At 43.5% G+C, this 19,578-nt stretch carries 16 protein-coding genes; 3 read left to right on the forward strand and 13 right to left on the reverse strand.

Features of this window, described 5'->3' with window-relative positions; genetic code table 11:
* Positions 1-293: 293 nt before the first annotated feature.
* The 4 genes from abc-f to metG form a co-directional block, all read right to left on the reverse strand.
* Positions 294-1,787, reverse strand: coding sequence for a ribosomal protection-like ABC-F family protein (abc-f, locus tag A5878_RS14770; protein ID WP_086295758.1), 1,494 nt, complete (start codon positions 1,785-1,787; stop codon positions 294-296).
* A 495-nt stretch (positions 1,788-2,282) separates the two neighbouring features.
* Positions 2,283-2,711, reverse strand: coding sequence for a hypothetical protein (locus A5878_RS14775; RefSeq protein WP_086295759.1), 429 nt, complete (start codon positions 2,709-2,711; stop codon positions 2,283-2,285).
* Positions 2,712-2,882: 171 nt separating this feature from the next.
* A complete protein-coding gene (locus A5878_RS14780; protein ID WP_086295760.1) occupies positions 2,883-5,561 on the reverse strand; it encodes a cation-translocating P-type ATPase in 2,679 nt (892 codons plus the stop codon).
* A gap of 262 nt (positions 5,562-5,823) precedes the next feature.
* Entirely contained in the window at positions 5,824-7,830 is a 2,007-nt protein-coding gene (gene metG / locus A5878_RS14785; RefSeq protein WP_086295761.1) for a methionine--tRNA ligase, read from the reverse strand.
* A gap of 356 nt (positions 7,831-8,186) precedes the next feature.
* Here metG and A5878_RS14790 point away from each other — a divergent pair, with 356 nt between their 5' ends.
* Together A5878_RS14790 and A5878_RS14795 are read left to right on the forward strand one after the other, a co-directional pair.
* The gene (locus A5878_RS14790) at positions 8,187-8,462 is read left to right on the forward strand and encodes a hypothetical protein (protein WP_005228003.1); all 276 of its coding nucleotides are present in this window, start codon (positions 8,187-8,189) and stop codon (positions 8,460-8,462) included.
* Positions 8,463-8,512: 50 nt separating this feature from the next.
* Positions 8,513-9,343 carry an NUDIX hydrolase gene (locus tag A5878_RS14795; RefSeq protein ID WP_005228002.1) on the forward strand — a complete coding sequence of 277 codons (831 nt, stop codon included), beginning with the start codon at positions 8,513-8,515 and terminating at the stop codon, positions 9,341-9,343.
* 145 nt (positions 9,344-9,488) lie between these two features.
* Here A5878_RS14795 and A5878_RS14800 read toward each other — a convergent pair whose 3' ends face one another.
* From A5878_RS14800 to opp3b, 5 genes are read right to left on the reverse strand one after another with little or no spacing between them, the layout of a single operon-like run.
* Entirely contained in the window at positions 9,489-10,487 is a 999-nt protein-coding gene (locus A5878_RS14800) for an RNA-guided endonuclease TnpB family protein (protein ID WP_005228000.1), read from the reverse strand.
* A 30-nt stretch (positions 10,488-10,517) separates the two neighbouring features.
* Positions 10,518-11,456: an ABC transporter ATP-binding protein gene (locus A5878_RS14805; protein WP_005227998.1), complete on the reverse strand. Its 939-nt coding sequence runs from the start codon at positions 11,454-11,456 to the stop codon at positions 10,518-10,520.
* A gap of 14 nt (positions 11,457-11,470) precedes the next feature.
* On the reverse strand, positions 11,471-12,523 hold the full coding sequence (locus tag A5878_RS14810) for an ABC transporter ATP-binding protein (protein ID WP_216593164.1): 1,053 nt from the start codon (positions 12,521-12,523) through the stop codon (positions 11,471-11,473).
* Entirely contained in the window at positions 12,523-13,566 is a 1,044-nt protein-coding gene (locus A5878_RS14815; RefSeq protein WP_005227994.1) for an ABC transporter permease, read from the reverse strand. Before A5878_RS14815 ends, A5878_RS14810 begins: the two co-directional genes overlap by 1 nt.
* Positions 13,566-14,507, reverse strand: a complete 942-nt coding sequence (gene opp3b / locus A5878_RS14820; protein ID WP_005227991.1) for an oligopeptide ABC transporter permease — start codon at positions 14,505-14,507, stop codon at positions 13,566-13,568. The genes A5878_RS14815 and opp3b overlap by 1 nt, the downstream gene beginning before the upstream one ends.
* 84 nt (positions 14,508-14,591) lie before the next feature.
* Between opp3b and A5878_RS14825 the strand changes: the two genes are divergently transcribed.
* Positions 14,592-14,927 carry a DUF3899 domain-containing protein gene (locus A5878_RS14825; protein ID WP_005227990.1) on the forward strand — a complete coding sequence of 112 codons (336 nt, stop codon included), beginning with the start codon at positions 14,592-14,594 and terminating at the stop codon, positions 14,925-14,927.
* Positions 14,928-15,027: 100 nt separating this feature from the next.
* On the opposite strand, the gene A5878_RS14830 is transcribed toward A5878_RS14825, so the two are convergent.
* The 4 genes from A5878_RS14830 to A5878_RS14845 all read right to left on the reverse strand — a co-directional run bounded on the left by A5878_RS14830 (position 15,028) and on the right by A5878_RS14845 (position 19,415).
* The gene (locus A5878_RS14830) at positions 15,028-16,689 is read right to left on the reverse strand and encodes a peptide ABC transporter substrate-binding protein (RefSeq protein WP_005227982.1); all 1,662 of its coding nucleotides are present in this window, start codon (positions 16,687-16,689) and stop codon (positions 15,028-15,030) included.
* A gap of 443 nt (positions 16,690-17,132) precedes the next feature.
* The gene (pcp, locus tag A5878_RS14835; RefSeq protein ID WP_005227979.1) at positions 17,133-17,780 is read right to left on the reverse strand and encodes a pyroglutamyl-peptidase I; all 648 of its coding nucleotides are present in this window, start codon (positions 17,778-17,780) and stop codon (positions 17,133-17,135) included.
* A gap of 30 nt (positions 17,781-17,810) precedes the next feature.
* Positions 17,811-18,731: a DUF979 domain-containing protein gene (locus tag A5878_RS14840; RefSeq protein ID WP_005227977.1), complete on the reverse strand. Its 921-nt coding sequence runs from the start codon at positions 18,729-18,731 to the stop codon at positions 17,811-17,813.
* Positions 18,732-19,415, reverse strand: coding sequence for a DUF969 domain-containing protein (locus A5878_RS14845; protein WP_010749105.1), 684 nt, complete (start codon positions 19,413-19,415; stop codon positions 18,732-18,734).
* Positions 19,416-19,578 lie beyond the last annotated feature (163 nt).

Below are 19,578 nucleotides of genomic sequence, written 5' to 3' on the forward strand. Positions count from 1 at the left end.
AAAGAATTTTTAATTAATTTACCTTTTAATGAGAAAACAATGAGCCAAACAACGCAGTTTCTAGCCAGTAAACACGAACATTTCACTGTTTTTAGAAAATTTTCATGAAAAACGGGTAAAAATTTTCAATCCTTTAGTATCCATTGATGTTAACACTATTTTTACGCGACTTTTTGTCCAAAAGCACCTTTAGTAATTGTTTACTAAGACCATCAGTATTTCTTCTTTTAAAATAACAAAAAAAAGGATGATTATTAAAAAAACAATCATCCTTTTTCATTCTATCCTTCGCCTCAGTCACCCGTCAGCGTCAGCAATTTCGTTGAAACTTGCTCAAGAAAATAACGGTCGTGTTCAATGATCAGCATAGAAGGCTCCACCAAATGGATCACTTCCTCTAATTGCTTCTGATTGAAGACGTCCAAATAATTTAGCGGTTCATCCCAGATAAACAATTCTGCTGGTGTCGCTAATGATTTGGCTAGTTCCACGCGTTTACGCTGCCCCATGCTCATTTGCTGGATCGGCGTTTGAAAGACAGCTCTTTCCAAGCCAAGCTTTTTTAAATTATTTAGCAGATCTTGATAATTCAAGCCATGCTCTTGGGCAAATTCTGTCAGCATCCCACAGTTGTCCTCGTAGTTTTGTCGGACATAACTGATGGTGATCCCATGGGCTGTTTTGATCGTCCCTGTCTGCTGTCCATCGAAAGTACCTAAAATACTCGCAATCAAACTGGACTTGCCAGATCCGTTGGCCCCTTGAATCCCCAAGCGCTCTTTTTGACGGATCGCAAACGTCAGCGGTTTAAACAAAGGCTGCTCATAGCCGAGCTGAAAATGCTCTGCTTCCAGCAACACATCATGATGGCTAACAAGCGGAGTCATTTTCAGAGGATCAATCCACTCAATGTCTTTTAACAACGCAGACTTGTCTTGAATTTGATCTTCCATCCGTTTAACGATCGCTTTCGAGCGCTTCATGGTCCGTGCCGCTCGGGCACCGATCGCCCCCGTATCATAGATTGCCCCGCTGCCTTTTTTGGTCGGCGACCCTAATTTGTCCCGTTCGCGTCCTCGGGACCACTCCGCTTTCTCGGCTGCCGTCTGCTTCAAACGACCGATTTCTTTTTTCAACTTGCTGTTTTGTTCTTGCTCATACGCATCTTTTTGCTGCTTTTGCAGCTCATAGACTGAATAATTCCCTTTGTACAGCACCAAGCGGCTTTTTTCGATCGCCAATACATGATCGACGACGTCATCGACAAACTGTCGATCATGGCTCACAACGATAAACCCGGTTTTTTGCTGCAAATAGCGGGCAACATGTTCGCGAGCGGTCACATCCAAATGGTTGGTTGGTTCATCGATCAAAGGAAAATTCTCTTCATCAACGAACAACCGCGCCAACAGGACTTTCGTTTGCTCGCCGCCAGATAAAGTGGCAAAGGGCCGCCAAAGAACTTCTGGATCAAGCTGCAGCAGGTTCAATTCCCGTTCCAAACGCCACTGCTCAAATTCGCCAGATTCCTGTAAAACAAAAAGCGTCAGTTGCTGATCGTCAGCGACGGTTAAGGGAAAATAAACGAATTGCTGCTCATGGGTGATCGAGCCGCTATAAGGCAATTCATTGAGCAGCAGACGCAGCAAGGTCGTTTTGCCGCGACCATTTCTGCCAATCAACCCTAATTTCCATTGTGTATCAAGGTTCAAGTTGGCATCCTCAAAAAGCAACCGTTCTTGGCTGTCAAAGCCAAAAGTTAAATGATTAATACTGATATTCGACATAAATATACCTCGTCTCTATTCACGGAATAGAGTAGACCTAAAGCTATTTTCAGAATCAGTTTTTAGAGGTACACAAAAAGATCCCCCATCGAAAAAGTCAACCAATCCTGAAAATCTGCAGACTATCCCCTTGGAGGAACAGTTTCATGCAGCTTTCAACAAATTGGTTAATTTTTCAATGGAGGATCCCTCATTTCGTTTAATAGTGCCCTAAGTATAGCATTGATCGGCAAAAAAGCGCAAGTTCAGTACCCCCTGCTGCTTTTCCTTTATATTTTATTCACAAACTAAACCCGTTATCGCTGGAAACGTTTCATTAAAAAACACTTGAAACACAAAAAAACCATCAGGTTGGTTAGTCCTGATGGCAAAAGGAGTAAAATGAAAAATAAAAAGGTTGTTGGTTGTGAATTCATTATACCTCCGATAAAAAAACTTTACATGTGAAAAACATAACAGTTAAATTAAATAACTCTTGTTTAACTTGAATGTTTATCATTTTTTTAACAATAAAGCCGTCATCCGTTGAATGGCAGAAGAAATTTCGTCGGTTGCTTCATCTTGCTTGGCTTCTGCCGCATCAAAGGCTTCTTGGTCGATTTTGTTATCGAGACTCAAAATCATCTCATCACAGCCAGCAACATATTTCATATACGCCCGTTCGAATTTTTTATGGATCCCCATCACATTCGCTGGGGGACGCAATTTGCTGATTTTTTCCAGCATCAAGCGGTATTTGTCCGTGCCTTCTTTAAAAATTCTAGTAATCTCAGCTAGCCGCTCAGGTGTTACCTCGGCTTCTTTCTTCTCGTCGATCGCTTTGCGGATCTCTTCATAATTGGGATTCATTTTCTCCCCGATCGCTTCTGTTTCTTTGACAAGATCGTTGATTGTTTGTACATAAAAACCTAAGTTTGGTCGCACAGTGGGTCCCCTACTTTCTTTGTTATTATCTCCTATTTTACCGTTTCTTACTGCAAATGAAAAGGTCAAGTAACAGCCGCAGGGTTTATCGAAAATAAGCCAGCAAAAAAAGGCCTGCTGCCCAGGGAGAAGGACAGCAGACCATTGATTGATTTTCCGTTTATTTTTAGCTTATTTGCGTCCCATTGCTCGTTGGATCGCTTTGACGATCTCAACGACTGGAATGATCGCAAAGGAGGCGCCTAAAACGATGCCCCATTGATACAAGTCAAGGTGTGCAACACGGAAGATATCATTTAATCCTGGCACGATGAAGATCACCAGCATCAACGCAAAGGACAACAGGATCGCCCAGTTGAAGGCTTTGTTTCTAAATGCCCCTACTTTAAAGAGCGACTGATGGATCGATTTGACGTTGAAGGCATGGAACAACTGCATCAATCCTAACGTGGCAAAGGCCATCGTTAAGGCATCGGCATGGATCGCATCGTACGTATTGTGAACGGGCCATTGGATCGCTGACCAATAAACGAACAGCACGGTTGCCGCTTCTAAGATCCCTTGGTAGATGATACTGCTCATCACACCACCAGAGAAGAAGTTGGAACTGCGTCCCCGCGGTGCATGTTTCATCAGATCTTTTTCAGCAGGCTCCATTCCTAAAGCAATTGCTGGGAATGTATCCGTTACTAGGTTGATCCAAAGCAAGTGGATCGGCAATAACGAGTCCCAACCCCACAAGGTTGCTAAGAACAAGGTCAAAACTTCCCCTAGGTTAGCGGCTAGCAAGTATTGAATCGCTTTTTGAATATTGGAGAAGACTTTTCGTCCTTCTTCCACTGCTACGACGATCGTAGCGAAGTTGTCATCTGCTAGGACCATATCGGAAGCACCTTTAGAAACTTCGGTACCTGTGATCCCCATGCCGACACCAATATCGGCTTGCTTCAGTGATGGTGCATCGTTGACCCCGTCACCAGTCATGGCAACGACTTTGCCTTCTTGTTGCCAAGCTTTGACGATCCGAACTTTATGTTCAGGTGATACCCGTGCATAGACTGAGTAGTTCGCTACCTTTTGGGCAAACTCTTCTTCGCTCATTTTATTGAGTTCAGCGCCAGTCAAGACGGCATCATCATCGCCCGGTTTGATAATCCCTAAACGTCCCGCAATGGCTTCAGCTGTATCGCGGTGGTCTCCGGTGATCATGATTGGACGAATCCCAGCTTCTTTGGCTAAACGTACCGCATCGGCTGCTTCTGCCCGTTCTGGGTCGATCATTCCGACTAAGCCAGCAAAGACCAAATCATTTTCGACGATTTCTGATTCTAAGTTTTCTGGCACTTGGTCTACATATTTGTAGGCCATCCCCAATACCCGCAGTGCTTGTTTTGCCATATCGGTATTGTTGAATAAGATTTTTTCTTTTTCTTCATTGGTCATCGGCAGCTCTTGGCCGTCCAATAGTACTTTTGAGGTTCTGCCTAGCAAGACATCTGGTGCGCCTTTGACAGCAACTAAATAGCGACCGTCTTCTTGTTGGTGGATCGTACTCATAAGTTTTCGGTCAGAATCAAATGGCAGATCTGCTACCCGTGGTTCTTGATTGACAAGATCCCGCACATGGAATCCTTGATCCATCCCGAATTGCACCAATGCGGTCTCGGTCGGATCACCGATCAAGTTGCCTTCTTCACCAAATTTTGTATCATTGGCAAAGTTCATGACTTTTAATGCCATGTTGTCTAACGGAATATCTTCTGAAGCAGCATGTTGCTTGTCATTGACATACAATTTTTCCACGGTCATTTGATTCAAGGTCAACGTACCAGTTTTATCAGAAGCGATAATATCGGTTGCCCCAAGGGTTTCAACCGCTGGTAATTTACGGATCACTGCATTTCGTTTCGCCATTACTTGCGTACCTAAGGCTAAGATGATCGTTACGATCGCTGGTAGCCCTTCTGGGATCGCCGCTACTGCTAATGAGATCGACGTCAATAGCATGTCGACCCATGAGGTATTGTTAAAGATCGTTCCAACAAAGAACATGACCACTGCAATGATAATGATGGCGATCGTCAGGAATTTTCCTAGTTCATTTAAGTTACGCTTCAACGGTGTTTCGGTTTCTTGGGCGCTAGCCAACATGCCAGCGATTTTCCCAACTTCAGTTCCCATCCCTGTATTGACCACGACCCCTTTTCCGCGGCCATAGGTCACATTACTGTTTGAGTACGCCATATTGACGCGATCGCCGATCCCGACATCCGTCCCTTCGATGACGGTCAATTCTTTTTCGACTGGTACGGACTCACCGGTCAAAGCAGCTTCTTCAATTTTTAAAGAACTTGCTTCTAAAAGGCGTAAATCTGCCGGTACGACATCGCCAGCTTCTAACAGGACAATATCCCCCGGCACCAATTCATCGCTCTTAATCGTGACGGTATGACCATTACGCAAGACATTGGCATTTGGGGTGGACATTTCTCTTAGCGCTTCGATCGCCTGCTCCGCCTTCGCCTCTTGAACGACACCCATGATCGCGTTGATAATGACAACTGCTAAAATAATAATTGAGTCCACGACTTCATGGGAAACGACTGCTGAGATAATCGCCGCCGCTAGCAAAACAATGATCATCAAATCTTTGAATTGTTCAAAGAATTTTTGTACCATCGATTTCTTTTTGCCTTCTTCTAATTCGTTGGGACCGTACTCAGATAAGCGTTTTTGTGCTTCATCGTTCGTTAATCCATTGGCATCTGTTTGCATTTCTTCCAGAACATGCTGCGCTTCTTGCGCATAAAACGCCTGCGATAGCTGCTCCTTTTTGCTTTCTTCTGACATGTTTCTCCTCCTTTTATACTTACTCTTCCTTTATTGTACATGATATGAAAAAAAATAGACTTATGTATGCACTGTCTAAGCATACATAAGTCTCACTGTTTAAGACAGCACCAGAAATTTCTTTCAGGATGGTGATACTGCCGCAGATAAAATCCGCCAATTACTCCCTCATGTTCATATCAATAACCTACATTATACAAAAACTTTTCAGGTCTGGCAATTTTATTTTTGCTGAAACTAGCAGAAGGATTTCTCCTAAAAATCAGGCGATGATCGAGCCGTTTGGCATGCCTTTTGGTGCTTCCACGATTTGCAGACGACCGTCATTGTCTTCTGCTGAAAGGATCATTCCTTGGCTGATTTGTCCCCGCATTTTCCGCGGTTTCAAGTTAGCAACGATCACGACTTTTTTACCGATCAAATCTTGCGGTTCTGGATAAAATTCAGCGATCCCCGATAAAATTTGACGATCTTGATCATCTCCCGCAGCTAAGCGGAATTGCAGCAGCTTGTCGGCGCCTTTGACTTTTTGACAGTCAACGACTTCTGCCACTTTTAATTCGATCTTGTCGAAGTCTTCGTATTTGATCTCGGCTTTTTCGGATTGCAATGTGGTTTCTTCTGGATTCCATTTGACTGTTTCTTCTGGACTTTGCGTCCCTTCAGCCATTTTCTTTTGGATGTAGGCTACTTCTGTTTCAAGTTCCAAACGAGGGAAAATCGGTGTGCCTTTGGCAACGACTTTCGTACCGCTTGGAAATTCACCAAAGCGTAAATCTTTCAGATCCATGGCAACAGAAGCCAATCCTAATTGTTGGAAAATATTGGCTGGTGTTTCTGTCATCACCGGTTGCAATAAGATCGCAACGATGCGTAAGCTTTCCGCTAAATGAACCATTACACTGTTTAATTCCGCGCGCTTTTCTTCTTCTTTGGCTAATACCCATGGTTGAGTTTCGTCAATGTATTTGTTGGCACGGGAGATCAATGTCCAAACTTCTGACAATGCCGTACTGAATTCCATTTTATCCATGGCTTCATGGTAACGACCAACCACATTGGCCGCAGTCGTTGACAGCTCGCTATCAAAAGGCGTCACTTTTGAGGCATAATCTGGGACTAAGCCATCACAATATTTATTGATCATAGCGATCGTCCGATTCAACAGGTTGCCTAAGTCATTGGCTAGATCGTAGTTCAAACGAGAAACGAAATCTTCTGGTGTAAATACACCATCGCTACCAAAAGGAACCGCCCGTAATAGATAATAACGCAACGCATCTAAACTGTAGCGCTCCACTAACATTTCTGGATAAACGACATTGCCTTTAGATTTCGACATCTTGCCGTCTTTCATCATCAACCAGCCATGACCAAAGATTTTTTTCGGCAATGGCAAGTCTAATGCCATCAGCATGATTGGCCAATAGATCGTATGGAAACGCACGATTTCTTTCCCAACCATATGCACGTCAGCTGGCCAGTATTTTTGGAACAAGGAATCGTCGTCTGAGCCATAGCCTAATGCCGTAATATAGTTGGATAACGCATCGATCCAAACATACACCACATGTTCAGGGCTAGCAGTGACTGGGATGCCCCATTTAAAGGTCGTTCTGGAAACAGCCAGGTCTTCTAATCCTGGTTTGATGAAATTATTCAGCATTTCATTTTTACGTGATTCTGGTTGAATGAACTCGGGGTGCTCATCATAGTATTCAACCAAACGATCGGCATATTTGCTCATGCGGAAGAAATAAGAAGATTCCTTCACCAATTCTACCTCATGACCGCTTGGCGCTTTACCGCCAATGACTTTGCCCTCTTCATCTCGGTAAACTTCTGCTAATTGCGTTTCAGTAAAGTATTCTTCATCAGAAACGGAATACCACCCTTCATATTCACCAAGATAGATATCTCCTTGATCAAGCAATTGCTGGAAGATTTTTTGAACGGCTTTTTTATGGTAATCATCCGTTGTGCGGATAAATTTATCGTAACTGATGTCTAGTGTGTTCCATAGTTTCTTGACGTCAGCTGCCATTTTATCGACGTATTCTTGCGGATCTACGCCAAGTTCTTCTGCTTTTTTCTCAATTTTTTGACCGTGCTCATCGACACCCGTCAAATAAAAGACATCAAAGCCCATCAATCGTTTGTATCGTGCTACCGCATCACAAGCGATCGTCGTGTAAGAATTCCCGATATGCAGTTTGCCGCTTGGATAATAAATTGGCGTCGTAATATAGAATGTTTCTTTTTCAGCCATGGACGCAAGTCCTCCTTTTCACTAGTAAAGTGTATACTTAGGTAGTATACAGTTCGCAACCCAAAAATGCTATAATTTTAATCAAAAAAGCGCATAAACTAAGACCTTTTTCCATGGTTTACAAGGAACAAAGGAATCGTTTTGGTCCTTAACACGCAGCAAATAAACCAGCAGATTTGAGCATTTCTTTTCTACTAGTTATCATAGCGCAGATAGCCGTTCACTTCAATGTTCTAGGGGAAGAATCTGATCCTGACAACGAATCTCTTAGGAAATAAAGGTGTTTTATCTCTCTTTGATTAACAGGTGCTTCTTTTGCTATAATGAGGAAGACTTCACTTATAGAAAGGAACGCTATGACTCGAAAAAACAAACAGCATTTTTTGCTTTTAACTGTGCTTTCTGTGGGACACTTGCTTTTTTCAACCACAAGTTACCCCTTTTTGTTTGCGTACTTCAATAGCCATGATTATGCTGCGCTCTTTGCAACAGCGATGGCAGTCCTCCGTGTGCTTTTTTTGCTCTGGATCGCTCTTTGGGGCTATTCAGCACTCAAAGAACACCCGCCGTCTTCTTGGCTTTATCTCGCATTATTTTTCCTTAATTTGATCGTTCCTTATTTTTTCCGTTAAGGAAAACCGTCGCGTTCAGCTACTTACTTTATCTAAGGCAGGAGAAACCAATGAAAGAATTTACCTCAAAATCAGCTGAAAAACACTACTATGAAAAAGAAGCGTCAGAAGCAGAGTTTCTTACATGGTATCAGGCGCAAGATCAGCCGAAATACGAGAAACCTTCCGTAACCGTCGATATGGTTTTGATGTGTTACAACAAAGAAGAAGAACAATTAAAAATTGCGCTGATCCAAAGAAAAGGCCACCCTTTCCGTAATTCTTGGGCATTGCCGGGAGGCTTCGTCAATCCCAATGAATCGACGGGGCAAAGTGTGATCCGTGAGACGCAAGAAGAGATCGGGGTCACCATCTCCAAGCAAAACATCGAACAGCTGCATACCTTCAGCACCCCAGATCGCGATCCTCGCGGTTGGGTGATCACCGTCAGCTATTTGGCTTTTATCGGTGAAGAACCCTTAAGTGCCGGTGACGATGCGAACCAAGTACGCTGGTTCTCTTTAGAAAGAAAAGCCAATCAAATTTATTTGACCAGCGGCGAGATCGAGATCATTCTTGACCTAGTGACTGGCGCCTCTGTTGGAAAAGATACGTTGGCTTTTGACCACAGCGCGATCATCCTCAAAGCTTTCAAACGGGTTGCCAACAAGATGGAACACGAGCCACAAGTGCTGCTCGTGTTAGGCAAAGACTTTACGATCACGGAAGCCCGTAAAGTATTCGCCAAGTTTTTAGGGATCGATTTTAAAATGATCGATCATTCCAACTTCAAAAAATCCATGCTCCAATATTTTACGGAAGTTGGCGAAAAGCCCGTCGGCATCGGGCGTCCCTCAAAGATCTATCGCTTAAATGACGCATTTTTAGGTGACAAAATGTAAAAAAATACAACCCCCTGTCAGACCGTAGTTTGGCAGGGGGGTGCTGGTTAATCATAATTAGTGAACGTGGTTCCTAGAAACAAAAATCAGAAAGATTTTTTCTATACCCTAGGCGATCCCTGGCGTTCCTTCCAGTTCAAGCGGCTCAGCTGCTCATTTCGTTTGAGAGCCGTTCTAGCTTCTGTTGGTCCTGCATATCCAACGTGACAAAACGCAGTTCTTTGCCGTACCACTGCGCTTTGTACTGGATTTTGCGAACGAATTGATGCCAATCACTGATGCTGTAATGACCAGCTTTTAAAACCGTATCTTCTGCGATTTGTTCCAAATAGATTGTATCGTACTGTTTTACGAGATGGTAGCTGACTTGATCGATGAATTCCCGCTTTTGACAGCAGTGAAAACGATAAAGGCGAGCGACCTTTCCTTTTAGCTTCTGATAATTTCGCGCCTGGGTCAAAAGGATTTTCTTCCGTTTGACCGCCGTCGCTTTCACCTGAAGTTTGCGTTCTGCTCGCGTCAGCTTTTGCTTCGTTTGGATGGCATGCTCACAGGTGATGGGTATCGGCTGGTTGGCTTTGACCAACTGCTGCGGATCATAAACAACAGCGACAGAGGCTTGCTGCTTCGGCAATGGCGGGATCTCTTCCAAACAAAGGATTGAGATGTAAAACTCTTCGTTGTTTTTTGCTGAGATCGTTGCCGATTTGATCTTCCCTTTGATCGCCCGATGCTTTTTTACGGGAACCAATGTTTTAAGCTTTGGCAGCTTGATTTGATCGTCTTCAAAATAAATGGTGTGCTGCTGATTATTGGTGGTATACGATTGCCAGATACTTTTTTTGGTTTTCATTTTTGGAAAGCCAGCCCGCTTTTGAAAGTAATTTCGAAACGCTCGGTCCAGATTCCGTTGTGCATTCGCCAATGCCAAACTATCGGTCTCCTTCAAAAAAGGATACTCCTTTTTTAGTTTGGCTGGCGTCAACCCTTGCTTTGCTTCATTGTTGGCCAGCTCCTCCATCTTTGCCTCCAGCAGTTGATTGTACGTAAAACGTACACAGCCGAAGGTTTCGATGAAAAACTGTTTTTGCTGTCCATTAGGATAGATCCGAAATTTGTATGCTTTTAAAACACCCAGTTTCATCTCCTCCTAACACTCCCTATACCTTTGACGCTAGTTCCCCTTTTTTTGTGCTAACTTTTCTTGATAGATCTTGGCTTCTTTTTTCGTGGCATAAACGAAATGTCCTGGTGCGATCTCTTCCATTGCTCGTTCTTGGTTATCGTTTGGTTCGCTGACGTATTTGATCCGTTTGCGTTGACGCTCATGGTCAGGATCTGGCAGCGGAATCGCTGATAAAAGACTTTCAGTATACGGATGGACCCCGTAATGATAGATTTCATCGCTGGTGCCTACTTCTAGCAGTTTGCCGTTGTGCATCACGCCGATCCGATCGCTGATGTGTTTGACCATCGATAAATCATGGGCGATAAACAAGTACGTCAATTTATGTTCTTCTTGCAGATCTTGCAGCAAGTTGACGACTTGGGCTTGGATCGAAACATCCAATGCTGAGATCGGTTCATCACAGATGATGAATTTTGGATCGACAGCTAACGCGCGGGCGATCCCGATCCGCTGACGTTGTCCACCTGAAAATTCATGAGGATAACGGGTCCCGTGACTTGGGTTTAGTCCGACGGTTCGCAAAAGTTCATCCACCCGATCATTGCGTTCTTTTTCATTTTTGGCTAATCCGTTGATATCGATCCCTTCGGCAATAATGTCCCGAACTTTCATCCGTGGATTCAAGGAAGCATAAGGATCTTGGAAGACCATTTGAACTTCCCGGCGAAAATCAGCCAGCGGTTTCTTGCCTTTGATTTTCATAACATCTTGTCCATCAAAAAGAACTTCGCCTCCGGTAGGGTTATTCAAGCGAATCACCGTCCGTCCAGTCGTCGATTTTCCGCTTCCAGATTCACCGACTAGACCAAAGGTTTCTCCTTCATAGATTTGGAAGGAGATATCATCGACGGCTTTGACTTCGTCTTTGCGGCCAACGTTAAAATATTGTTTGAGATTCTTTACTTCAAGTAAAACTTTTTCCAACCGTTTCTCCTCCTTTAGACAGATGCCTGAGTATTTTTTTCTTGGAATTTTTTCCAGCGAATCAAGATCTCATCCGGCGGAGTCACTTTCGGTGCTTGCGGCGCTAACAGCCAAGTGGCCGCTTTGTGCGTCGGTGAGACGTCAAAGAATGGCGGTTGCTGTTCAGCATCGATCTGCAAGGCAAACTCGTTCCGTGGATAAAAAGCATCGCCTGTTGGCGGATCTAACAAATCTGGAGGTGAACCAGGAATCGCGTACAAGCGATCGCCTGTTCCTTCTAACGTCGGCATCGAACCTAACAAGCCCCAAGTGTATGGATGTTGCGGGTTGTAGAAGATCTCTTCTGCGGTCCCCACTTCGACGATTTTCCCACCGTACATCACGGCCACCCGATCCGCCACATTGGCAACGACCCCTAAGTCATGGGTAATGAAGACGATGGACGAATTGATTTTCTTCTGGATATCTTTTAATAACTCTAAGATTTGTGCTTGGATCGTTACATCCAATGCAGTCGTTGGTTCATCTGCAATCAAGATCTGCGGGTAACAGATCAACGCGATCGCAATGACGATCCGCTGCCGCTGACCACCAGAAAATTGATGCGGATAATTTTTCAAGCGTTTCTCAGCATTCGGGATGCCGACAAGGTTCAATAGTTCCAACGCTTGTCGCAAGCCTTCTTTTTTACTGATTTTGTTGTGCTTCATCAATGATTCTGCCACTTGCTTGCCAATCGGCATCGTTGGGTCCAATGAAGTCATTGGATCTTGGAAAATCATGGCGATTTCCTTGCCACGGATTTTTTGCAGTTCTTTTTCGGATTTTTTCAAAATGTCCGTCCCATTGAAGAGGATCTGGCCATTATCGACATTGGCATTGCTGGCTAACAACCCCATGATACTGCGGGTCGTCACGGACTTGCCGCTCCCAGATTCGCCCACGATCGCCAAGGTTTCTCCTTTGTATAGATCGAAACTGACATCGCGGATCGCTTGGACTTTCCCAGCAAAGGTGTCAAAAGAAATTTCTAAGTTTTTCACTTCTAAGACTTTTTTCATAGCAATCACTCTTTCATTTTCGGATCAAAGGCATCACGCAAACCGTCTGCCAGCAAGTTGAACCCAATCATAATCACAGACAAGGTCACAGCTGGTACCCACATTTGGTAAGGCAGGAACAAGAAGGTTTTGTAGCCATCGCTTAGTAACATCCCTAAAGATGCTGAAGGTGGTTTTAATCCTAGCCCAATAAAGCTTAGGAAGGCCTCGAAGAAAATCGCCGAGGGAATACTGAACATCATTTGTACGATGATCACGCTGGAAATATTCGGTAATACGTGTTTCATCGCAATCTTGAGGCGACTTTCCCCCAGCGTCGTTGCGGCTAAAACGAATTCTTGATCTTTTAGTTTCATCGTTTGGGCCCGTACGATCCGCGCCATTGGAATCCAGTTAGTGATCGCCATTGCTGCCACGATCGAGAAGATCCCAGGTTCAAAAACCACCAACATCAAGATCATTACCACTAAGTTGGGAATACCAGATAAGATTTCTAGAAAACGTTGCATCACATTATCGATCCGTCCACCTAAAAGACCAGAGATCAGGCCATAGGTTACACCAAAGATGATGTCAAGCATTGCCGCGATAAACGCGATCAACAAGGAAATACGTGTTCCTACAAATAGACGACTCAATAGGTCACGACCCAAGCCATCCGTTCCTAAAAGGAAATACGTCCCGTCAGGAACATTGGCAGCTGCATACTTATCTACTAGCTCGCCTCCCACCATCGCATAGCCGTTTAAGCCATTGATGTTGATACCAGGAATTTTCGGCGGCAGATTTGTAAAGGTCACATTTTGCGCAGTTGGATCATGTGGCGAGACAAAAATCGTAATGATTGAGATCGCGATAATGATCAGCAGCAAAATGATTGAGAAAACAGCGGCTTTGTTCTTTTTCAGACGACGCCATGAATCTTGGAAAAACGTTAATGAAGGGGTTGCGATCGCTTCACGCTCTTCATTGGTATTTTTTTGTAACGGTTGAAATTTGGCTGCATCGATGGCAGCAACATCATTTGCTGTGTAAGGTTTCTCTGCCATTAGCCACGACTCCCTTCTGAAACTCGGATCCGCGGATCAACGATTCCATATAAAATATCAACAACAAGAATAACAAAGACCAACATCGCGGAATAAAGAATTGTTACCGCCATGATCGTTGGATAGTCATTGGTCATGATTGATTTTACGAACTGTTCACCGATACCTGGGATCGCAAAAATATTTTCTACGACAAGAGAACCCGTCATCAAACCGACAGCTAGCGGTCCTAACAGCGTCAATAATGGAATCAAACTATTCCGCAAACCATGCTTGAAGGCAATTTCCCAGCGGCTTAACCCTTTTGCTCGTGCCAACTCGACATAATCACTATGCAGCACTTCCACCATCTCGGTTCGAATAAACCTGGCGGAATCCGCTAACGGCGACATCGCCAAGGCGACGGTCGGTAGGATCGTGCTGGCAAAAGTCTCCCACTTAGCAATCGGTAAGATCCCTAGTTTGATGGCAAAAATGTATTGCAGCAACACGGCAAAGACAAAGTTAGGGATCGAACGTCCTAAGATCGCCACTAAGGTAGACGTTGTATCGATCCAAGTATTTTGCTTCATCGCAGAGATCGTTCCTAAAATGATCCCAAAGAACGTACCAAAGATGATCGCTTGTAGCCCTAGTTGCAGTGAAGGTCCGATTCTTCCTGATAATAAATTCGCTACTGGCTGGTTTTTAAATTGGAAAGAGATCCCAAAGTCACCTTTTAGTAAATTGGTCAAATAAAGCCAATATTGGGTAATGATCGGTTTGTCCAATCCTGCTTGCTCATTTAGCAAGGCAATTTGTTCTGGACTTAATTTTTCAGCATTCGTATATGGTGTTCCTGGCAAAAATTGCATCAAGAAAAAGGTGATCGTGGCAATCAGCCATAATGTTAAGACCATGTAGAACACTCGTTTCAATAAATATTTCAAAAAGCTGTTCACGCAGTTTCCCCCTTAAGTATTTTGACTTCTATTCAATAATTATGTAAATTAACATAGTACGAATCATTAAAAAGGAGTCAGATCATGAAAATAAAAAAAAGTAGTGGGCTCATACCCCTCCTATGCCTCGCAATTTCTGGCGGATGGTTAGCCATAAAAAATGAATTTTCCATAGCAGCTCTTTCAGATGCCCTTTTCTTGTGGGCGCTGTTCTTTTTGATCATTGGCGGTTTTTTATGGGTATTTGCTTCTGGTTTCTTTGACCATTTTCAATACTCCATGAAGAAAGCTTTTTCCAAAAATAAAACAGATTATCTGAAATTATCCCAAGTCGGCAAACAGAGCTACGCCTTTTGGTTATGGCCTGGTGTCTTCTTGTTATTCCTTTCATTGCTCTTTTTAATGATTGCTACTAGTTAATTTCATTCTTATAGTTTTACTCATTGAAATGAGAAGCAAAAGGCTGAGACAAGAAATTGTCCCAGCCTTTTCTTCGGCATTTCAAGTCAACTACTCGTGATTATTCGATTGATGTCCACTTGTAGTCGTATTGTGCGCCCGCTGCGTGAGCAACAACACCTTTGACTTTTGTTGCACGTAAGTGTGCTTCCGCTTTTTGATAAACTGGAATGACACCTTGTTCATTCATAATGATTTTTTCTGCATTGACTAGGTCTTCCCAACGTTTGTCAGGGTCATTGGCATTGGTTGTACCCGCTGCTTCAACGGCTGCATCGTATTCTTCGTTGCTCCATTGCCCACGGTTGTATGAGTTGCCTGTCGTAAACAAGTCAGTAAAGCTACTTGCATCGGCATAGTCAGCACCCCAACCGCCCATTACTGTATCAAAATCACCAGCGTTTGAACGATCCAAACGAACAGAGAATGGTACTGGACTTAACGTGACTTTCACACCGTCCAATGTTTTTTCGATCGTATCTTGCAAGTACTCAATGATTTTCTTCGTTGAGTCTGTATCAGAAGCTAAGATATCAAATTCTAATGAATCGATCCCTAATTCTTCTTTGGCTTTTTCCCAATGTTCTTTGGCTTGCTCTTCATTGTATTCAATGACGCTGCCAGCTGCTTCCGTGAAGTCCGTATGATCGCCAGGGCTGAAGGTCATACCTTCTGGTACCAACCCAGTTGAAGCAATCGAACCATCCCCTAAGATCGATGTCACTAAGGCATCACGATCAATCGCATAAGAGATCGCTTTACGTAAGTTTTCGTTACGGAAAGGTGAATCTTCATCACGTTGGTTCAATTCTAGGTAAGAAGTCGTTGCTTCTGGTTGAGAAACGAAGGCTTCATCGTTAGCCATTTGTTGCGCTAATTCACCTGTTAGGATGACATCATCTGCTTGACCATCTTGGAAAAGGTTCAAGGCAGTTGAGGATTCCTTCACGACGCTTACATTGATCGTTTGTAATTTAACAGTATCTTTGTCCCAATATTGGTCGTTCTTTTCATAAGCCCATTCCGTATCCGTTCCTGGTCCATCAAACCCAGTCAAGACAAACGGTCCATTATAGACAGCATTGTCACTGGTTGACGCATATTGATCGCCATTTTCTTCGACCACTTTTTGATTTTGTGGGAAGAAGGATGGGAATGCTAATAAGTAATCAAAGTAAGGTGTTGCTTTTGCTAGGGTGATTTCTAATTCATAATCCCCCACTGCTTTGATGCCTAGCTCTGATGGATCCGTATCGCCTGCTGTGATGGCATCTGCGTTCTTAACTGGTGAAAATAGATACGCGTATTCTGATGCTGTTTCAGGTTTGACTGTCCGTTGCCAACCATAGACGTAATCTGCTGCTGTAACAGGGTCACCATTTGACCATTTCGCATCTTCACGTAATTTGATCTTGTAAGTCAGTCCATCCTCGCTGACTTCAGCTGCTTCAGCTGCACCAGCAGGTTGTGGTGTACTGTCAGCATCCAAACGATAAAGTCCTTCATATACATTGTTCAATGCACTGAAGCTGATCGTATCGGTTGCTAATGAGAGATCCGCACTTGGCATTTCTTGTGAAACCACTACGTTAAACACTTGTTCTGCACTGCTGTCGCCGCTTGCTGCTGTGTCATTGCTTGAACTATTTGTTCCGCCCGTTGTACAACCGGCTAACGCCACGCCACACACAGCCACTAAACCATAGGCCCATTTATTCTTCATCCTGTCCTACCCCTTAATTGAATTAATTTTCAGAATAATCATGCGATTTCTGAAGTTAGATAAGATTTTAATTAATAATTATTAAAAAAGCAATCCTTTTTTCGATAAAAAACACCTCAGACAGAAAGTTTTCTTGGTATTTACTTACCTTACTCTCATCAAACATTCGTTAAATGCTATTTTTCCTTTCTTTATTTATAAGAAATAAAGCAAAAAAAATAATAAAAAAACATGGTTAAATGTAACTTACATTCATTTTCCGTCTTTCTTTTTCATTTGATCCGTCAAAATGAGAAATGTCTGATAGAAGGGTAAACATACAGAAATCGCCAATGATTTTTATCAAAATAGTCCAAAAAAAGACCTGATCGCATGCTTGCTGATCAGGTCTTCTCGCCTTAAAGACATTTGTTTCATCCCCGAAAGGATGTACTCTTTAATGATTAATGGATCGCGCCGCCAATTGCTTTTAGATCTTCTTTGTCGGCATAATCAACGATGGCTTCCACCGCTGCAGTCAATCCTTTGGCAATGTCTTCGATGCTCATTGCAGGCTGTCCTGCTTTATCGACGACTTGCTGAGGAATAAACGGCACGTGGATAAAACCGCCCTTCATTTCAGGGTATTTTGTATCGATCATGTATTGTACTTGATACATGATGTGGTTGCAGACGAAGGTTCCAGCAGTATTAGAAACGGCTGCAGGTATTCCTGCTTTTTTCATGTTTTCTACCATTGCTTTGATCGGCAGTTGTGTGAAGTAAGCAGGCTTCCCTTCTGTTTGGATCGCTTCATCGACGGGTTGATTGCCTTCGTTATCAGGAATCCGGGCATCATCCACATTGATCGCCACTCGTTCTGGTGAGATGGCAAACCGTCCACCCGCTTGGCCAATGTTTAAAACGACATCTGGGTGGATCTCTTCAATTTTCTCTGCGACGATCGCTGCTGATTTCCCAAATACAGTGGGGATCTCTGCTTTCACGATCTGTGCACCATGAATTGTATCTGGCAACAATTTCACTGCTTCTAAGGCAGGATTGATTGCTTCTCCGCCAAATGGATCAAATCCGGTAATTAGTAGTTTCATTTCCATCATCCTTCCCTCTTTGTTTTACCACTAAAATGCCCAAAAGTACATTAAAGCGATGTGGATCACTAACAATAATAAAGCAATTGGGGCTTGTGCTTTAATGACGCCATTGGGGTCTTTCATCTCTAACAAGGCCACTGGCAATGCGTTGAAATTGGCTGCCATCGGAGTCAGCAATGTGCCACAAAAACCAGCGGTCATTGCCAACGCACCAGCAACGACTGGGTCGCCGCCTTGCGCCATCACAAAAGGTACACCGATGCCTGCGGTAATAACGGTAAATGCCGCAAAACCATTTCCCATGATCATAGTAAAGATCATCATTCCTAAACAGTAAGCCACGACACCGATAAAACGATTGCCTTCTGGCACGACACCAGAGATTCCTTGAGAAATCACATCACCGACACCAGCAGCGTTAAAAATGACACCTAGTGCTGCTAATAACTGCGGCAAGATACCGGCAGTTCCGACTTGACGAAGCATCCGATCGGAATCGTCCAGCACTGTTTTCGGTTTAGCGGAAGTCAACACGACTGCCAACAAGAGCGCTAAGATCGATGCGATCCCGATCCCCACTTGGCCCCCTAATGGTGTATAAGAAATCACCACAGCGATCAATGCTAAGCTGATACATGGCACGAAGATCGTACTACCGATCCGTTTAGCCGATGCTTCTGCTTTTTCATCATCCACGTCCACGATTTTACCAATCTGCACTTGTTTGAAGAAGGTCAAACAGCCCATCAAAACGATCAAAATCCCGTCCACAAGATACGGCAAGAAATTCCCGAAAGCAAAGACGATCCCTAGCAGTAACCAAAAAGCAGAGGTGCCTAATCGGGTGGGATGATCCGCTTCGCGAAAAACCCGTACAGCCGTCATGATCGACAGCAATCCGATCAAGATATAAAAGAATTCCAGTAATCCGTTAACGATTCCTTCCATCTATTTGTCCTCCTTCTTGCCATATTTTTTTGCTAATTTACGATCAAAGAGCAGGTTCGACAATGTAGCAATGACTAAGACGATCAATGCGATCGGCAATGAGGCTTGCGCGATCGAACTAGCTGCCACATCGTAGCCAAGAGATTGCAATGTTCCTACGATCAATAGCACACCAGAAGCAGCCACAAAGGTATTTTGGGCAAAGAAATTCCCGAAGTTTTCGTTAGCGGCAGCCCGAGCTTTGATTTTTTCCTGATCTTTTTCATCCAGTTCCCCAAATTTGTTTTCCCCAGCAGCTTGCGCCATCGGGTTAACGATCGGGCGGATAAATTGTGTATGTCCTTGGATCCGAATAGAGAAAAAGCCAGCAAGTTCTCGAATAAACAAGTACAAGCTCAAGAACTTCCCTGGTGTTAAGCCTTTGATCTTTTCAATCAATATGACTGCCTGCTGCTTCAAGCCAAAACGTTCTGACAAGCCGACCATCGGTAGTGTCAGTAAGAACAGTGTAACGAGTCGATTATTGACAAACGCTTCTCCTAACATTGTTAAAAAATCAACAACAGAAATCCCCGACACAAGCGCGGTGACAAAACCAGCAACGATTACGACAGCAATAGTATCTAGCTTCAGCAAAAAGCCGACTAAAATAACTAGAATACCAATTAATTTAATCCATTCCATCAAATCATCCTTTCACGATAAGTTATTTTTAATGGATACCAGCTTTTAGTATAATCTATTTTTTTCTTGTAAAACAATGTTTTTTGAATTTTCTTTCGAGGAATACGCTTTCTTTAATGTGTTTTTTAATTACTTAGATAGTAAATAACAAAAAGGGCTCTAT

It is taken from the genome of Enterococcus sp. 3G6_DIV0642, assembly GCF_002140635.1.
GTDB classification, from domain to species: domain Bacteria; phylum Bacillota; class Bacilli; order Lactobacillales; family Enterococcaceae; genus Enterococcus_D; species Enterococcus_D casseliflavus.